Source organism: Pseudoalteromonas sp. MER144-MNA-CIBAN-0113, assembly GCF_040308965.1.
GTDB classification, from domain to species: Bacteria; Pseudomonadota; Gammaproteobacteria; order Enterobacterales; family Alteromonadaceae; genus Pseudoalteromonas; species Pseudoalteromonas tetraodonis.
The window spans coordinates 1-5,048 of the sequence record NZ_JBEOOG010000126.1; the positions used below are offsets into that span (position 1 = coordinate 1).

Below are 5,048 nucleotides of genomic sequence, written 5' to 3' on the forward strand. Positions count from 1 at the left end.
AGAAAATAAGCCACACCTTAATTTAACTGACGTAGAGCTCAACGCACTAGTTATCGCTTAAGCAGATCTCAGGTTAAATTAACATCATCGTTACGTGTGAGCTCTTCTAAAATTCTTTTAGTATTCATTGGCTCAAGACTATAAGCAATATTGAGCTTTACATTAACCTTTGCAAAGCTCTTTTCTAATAATGTTAAAATATAGTGGTTTTTTGGTATGTCTTGGGTGCTTGGTTTGCCAAGCTTAAGGGTGATCGTTTGCTCAGTGCTACTGGCAAAAAATGACACTGCCATTAAAATTAAACTGCAGCATAAAATAATAAGCTTCATAGTTATTCCAAGTTGCTTTAGCAATGTAACAAACTAAACAAATGATAAGTATAGCGGCAACTTAAAATTGCGTTAGTTTATGTACGATAAAGCACCTTAATCACATGCCAACCAAATTTCGTTTTTACTAAATGCGGTTCTAAAATTGCACCACTAAAGGCAACCTTATCAAACTGTGGAACCATTTGGCCTCGTCTAAACTCACCTAAATCACCGCCTTTTTTACCCGATGGGCATGACGAATACTTTTTAGCTAAAGTTTGAAACTTTGCGCCTTTGCCTAATTGCTTGATGATGTCTTCTGCAATCTCTTTATGTTTTACTAAAATATGCAGTGCGTGCGCCGTATTTGCCATGAAAAAGCCCTTAAAACCTATTTACTAGTAATTAAACGCCGCGATTTTAGCACAGCCAATATATTCAGGCATCTATTAAAGCACTTATAAATAGTGGGCTTGGTCTTGCTTTGAAGGGATCCTGCAATAGTGATATTTACCAAATAAGGTATATCGATTTGATGCAATTTTATCATAAAGCCAATTGTTAAAACGATTTGGCAACACACTAAACATACCACTAAGTTTCCACGGATAGCCTAGCTGTTTAATCACCTCAAAAAATGCATGGCTTTGTATAAATGCTTGAGCGTTTTCAATGTAAACCATAGAGGCAAAATCAGTTGTCGAATAGCCAAAGTGCATTAATATTTGCTGCCCTTTTGGTGATTGTACACTGCACAGTTTAAACATGGCCTGAGGGTCGTGAGCAATAATAAAATTACACCACGCACTACAAAGCTTGCACTGGGCGTCGAACAGTATAATTTTTTGGCTTTTTATTAGCGCGGCGGTATGGGTCATTAATTGCTTGCTCAAGTGAGGGCTTATTGCTGCACAGGTTTTTTTTGTAGCTTGCGCTGCAAAGTGCGTCTATGCATATTAAGCTGCCTTGCAGTCATTGATACATTACCGTTGTTACTGTGCAATACATGTTGAATATGCTCCCACTCTAAACGCTCGGGTGACATAACCTCTTCAGGAATTTCGGTTACTGTCGATACCGGCTCTACTTTTAGCACTTTTAATAAGCTTGCCATATCGACAGGCTTAGTTAAATAGTCATTAGCGCCCAAACGCATCGCCTCTACGGCTGTAGCTATACTTGCAAAGCCAGTAAGTAGTACAATATGTGCCTTGGGTAACAAGTGTCGCAGCGGTGCAATAAGCGCCAGCCCATTTTCATCTGCTAACTTCATATCTAATAAAATACAATCAGGTTGCTGCTGGCGAGCCCTAAGTAAAGCCTCTGTTTGGTTATGTGCAACCTCACAGTTAAAGCTGTATTTTGTTAAGCGCCTTGCCAAAGTGGTAGCAAGGTTAATGTCATCTTCAATAATTAGCAGCTTCATAGCGCCGACTCGGTTATTAATAGTGGCATTTGTATCTTGGCCACCGCCCCACCATCGGGGTGATTATAAACAGTTAACGAACCATTTAAACGCTCAAACGTGACATTTGATAGCATAACCGCTATTCCCATACCTTGCTCGCTGGGCATGAGCTGCCCGCCTAACTCTGCTAACTCTGAGGGTGAAAAACCAGCGCCAAAGTCACGAATAATTAACGCAATGTTTTGTGCGTCAGGTTGCTGCCAACTTAGTTCAAGTTGCACTTGGGCGTGTTTTTGATTAGCAAGTACTGCATTTTGTAATAAATTTAAAATTGCAGGTAGCAGCATGGCATCACTTTTTAATGTGGCTTTAGGCGCCTCATTAAGCCAGTTTATTTGTTGATTAGGGTATTGTAATAGCAACGTATCATGAATTTGATTTTGCAGCTGCTCTGCTTTTATAGGTGTTTGCGTGTTTTTATCTCGTAGCTGCATAGAGAGCTCTCTAAAATCATTAAGCTGAGTGCGGCATTGCAGCAAGGGTGATTGCATTTGCTGAATAATTTCATTGTTGGGATACTCTTCTACAAGCTCTTCAAACAATAATTGTAAATTAGCAATAGGCGTTGCTAATTGATGAGTAATTTGCGCCGCTGCGCCATCGAGAGTAACCAGTTGTTCACTACGTAACTGTTTCTCTCTAACTTTGGCAATAGTGCGCTCACGTTGTTGTAAGGCACGGTTCATTGCACCAATAACCAACGCAATCACGCAGGCACTGATGACAAAATTAACCCACATGCCAATAAAGTGGCCACTCATGTTCATTTGGTGCATGCTATGCTCTGGCATTTTAATCAGTAGCATGCTGTAGGCAGCGATAGCCAGCACAGCAATATAGGCAAGCCCACGAGCGCTCAATGTAATTGCCGCTATCATAATAGGTAACAATAATAACGACACAAATGCGTTAGTTGCACCGCCACTTAAAGACAACAAAATAGTTAAAAAAAGTACGTCAGCGGTCAGTTGCATCAGCATGCCAACAGGCTTTGCTTGGCTAACATTTCTATAAGCAAAGATACTTGCTAACTGAAAAACCGCCTCAAGCGTAATAACGGCTAGCAACGGCATGAGCGCAATTTGATGCTCTAATAAAAAATAAACGCTTAACACCGCAATAAGCTGCACAGCAATGGCGCCACTGCGTAGCATTAATAACCGGCTAATAGCAGGATCGGTTTTAATTAACACAATAAGATTCACCTGACTGAATATACATTGCTTTGTTATCCATTATAAATAATGCTTTTTAAGTAATGATTTCATAATATGCGCCCCATATTAGCTGCTCACTCAGCCGCACTCAAGCATATATGGTCAACAAAGTATTCGTATTCTATTAAGCTTAGAAAGCCTATGAGCTATCGTGTAAAACACGCACAATCATTAAAAGCATTTAATTAACACAATAAAAACAAGCCACTTACCTTTAAACAAAAATGCAGCAAATAGTCCGTAAAATAGCAGTAATTACTAAGCAAACCATGCTATAAACTAGTGTTAACAGCTAATTTTTGATATAACGTCCTCATTAGACGAACACGTCATACCACTTTTAAGAGAACACACTATGCCTTACGCACATATCACTGGTTGGGGTAAATGCATTCCACCAGCAAGCATCAGCAACGACGAAATAAGTGAAATTGTAGATACAACCGATGAGTGGATCACCACACGTACGGGTATAAAGTCTCGCAGAGTTAGCCATGTAAGTACTGCTGAACTTGCTAGTGTGGCTGCAAAGCATGCCATTGCTTGTGCTGGCGTAGATGCAAAAGATATCGATTTAGTTATTTTAGCAACGTGCACCCCCTCAACAGTAGTTGCAAACACCGCCTCATTAGTACAAAAAAATATTGGTGCCACAGGCGCTGCAGCCATGGACACCAACGCGGCATGTTCTGGTTTCTTATATGCTTTACAAGCTGCGACAGCGCAAATTCAAGCTGGCATGATCAAAAAAGCAGTCGTTATCGCGGCTGAGCGCATGACGTGGTATGTAAACTGGGCACGACGCGACAGCGCCGTTTTATTTGGTGATGGTGCCGGTGCCGTTGTGCTTGAAGCAGCAGAAACACCTGCAGGCTTATTAGGGACTAAAACCGGTTGTGACAGCGAAGATCGTGATATTTTACACATTACTAATTTTGGCAGTGATTTAAATAAATATGAGCCAATTGGTCCATCAGACCTTTTATTTGAAGGCCGTGAAATATTTAAACGTGCCGTTAAAGGCATGAGTGAAGCCTGTGACGACGTGCTTGAACAAGCCAATCTTAAGCTCGATGATATTGATGTACTAGTTCCGCATCAAGCTAACTTACGCATTATTCAAGCAATTCAAAACCGTTTAAAAGTGGATGACGAAAAAGTAATAGTAAACATTGGCGAATACGGTAATACCTCTGCTGCAACGATTGCCATTGCGCTGTGTGAGGCCGTTGAGCAAGGTTTAATTAAGCCGCATGCCAATATTATGTCGGCTGCATTTGGAGCAGGCCTAACGTGGGCGGCAAGCTATATCAAATGGGGCGAGCGAGTAACACCCATTGCTGTTAGCGATGCTAAACTTCCACCGTGTGATAAAACGGGTTTAGAGCTTGTTGCACCGGCTGTAAAAGCGTGTAAAGACGCAAAGCCTAGCTAAAAGCTAATATATATGACCATGCACATGTATTGATAAACAGCGCACTGCTTTTAGTGCGCTTTTTGCTTTTTAAGGAAAATATATGCAACTACTAGGCATTCATCATGTAGCCATCATTTGTAGCAACTACCCACGCTCTAAACATTTTTATAGTGAAATATTAAAACTCACGATTATTAATGAGCATTATCGTGCACAGCGTCAGTCTTACAAACTCGATTTAGCTTTACCTGATGGTAGTCAGTTAGAATTATTTTCGTTTAATGATGCGCCAAGTAGACCAAGCTACCCCGAAGTACAAGGACTTAGACATTTAGCATTTAAAGTTGGGTGTATTAATACTGCTAAACATTATTTAGAGTCACACAATGTCATCGTCGAAAATATTAGAGAAGATGAAATAACCGGCAAAAAATTCACCTTTTTTGCCGATCCAGATGGCTTACCCCTTGAGTTATATGCACTTTAACATCTAATAACTCAAGGTATATTTAATTTAGTTAAATCGATTTTGTAGGTAAGTAAATACTGCACGAATACGGCGCTGATCCATTTCTGTGTTGGTTTGCTATACTAAGTAAATCAAATCATGTTAGGAGCGTCCATGAATAATACTC

7 protein-coding genes are annotated in these 5,048 nt (G+C 40.3%); 2 read left to right on the top strand and 5 right to left on the bottom strand.

Annotated elements, in window-relative coordinates:
• Window positions 1-68: 68 nt before the first annotated feature.
• From AAEY57_RS18600 to AAEY57_RS18620, 5 genes are all read right to left on the bottom strand, one after another.
• Window positions 69-329: a hypothetical protein gene (locus AAEY57_RS18600; protein ID WP_350608504.1), complete on the bottom strand. Its 261-nt coding sequence runs from the start codon at window positions 327-329 to the stop codon at window positions 69-71.
• A 77-nt stretch (window positions 330-406) separates the two neighbouring features.
• The gene (ppiC, locus tag AAEY57_RS18605) at window positions 407-685 is read right to left on the bottom strand and encodes a peptidylprolyl isomerase PpiC (protein WP_008464312.1); all 279 of its coding nucleotides are present in this window, start codon (window positions 683-685) and stop codon (window positions 407-409) included.
• A gap of 84 nt (window positions 686-769) precedes the next feature.
• Window positions 770-1,189, bottom strand: a complete 420-nt coding sequence (locus tag AAEY57_RS18610; protein ID WP_273182363.1) for a thiol-disulfide oxidoreductase DCC family protein — start codon at window positions 1,187-1,189, stop codon at window positions 770-772.
• A gap of 23 nt (window positions 1,190-1,212) precedes the next feature.
• Complete coding sequence (locus AAEY57_RS18615; protein WP_350608505.1) at window positions 1,213-1,737, bottom strand: response regulator transcription factor; 525 nt, start codon at window positions 1,735-1,737, stop codon at window positions 1,213-1,215.
• Entirely contained in the window at window positions 1,734-2,972 is a 1,239-nt protein-coding gene (locus tag AAEY57_RS18620; protein ID WP_350608506.1) for a sensor histidine kinase, read from the bottom strand. The genes AAEY57_RS18615 and AAEY57_RS18620 overlap by 4 nt, the downstream gene beginning before the upstream one ends.
• Before the next feature lie 379 nt (window positions 2,973-3,351).
• Between AAEY57_RS18620 and AAEY57_RS18625 the strand changes: the two genes are divergently transcribed.
• On the top strand, window positions 3,352-4,431 hold the full coding sequence (locus AAEY57_RS18625; RefSeq protein WP_350608507.1) for a ketoacyl-ACP synthase III: 1,080 nt from the start codon (window positions 3,352-3,354) through the stop codon (window positions 4,429-4,431).
• Window positions 4,432-4,513: 82 nt separating this feature from the next.
• Window positions 4,514-4,900, top strand: a complete 387-nt coding sequence (gene gloA2 / locus AAEY57_RS18630) for an SMU1112c/YaeR family gloxylase I-like metalloprotein (protein WP_350608508.1) — start codon at window positions 4,514-4,516, stop codon at window positions 4,898-4,900.
• Window positions 4,901-5,048 lie beyond the last annotated feature (148 nt).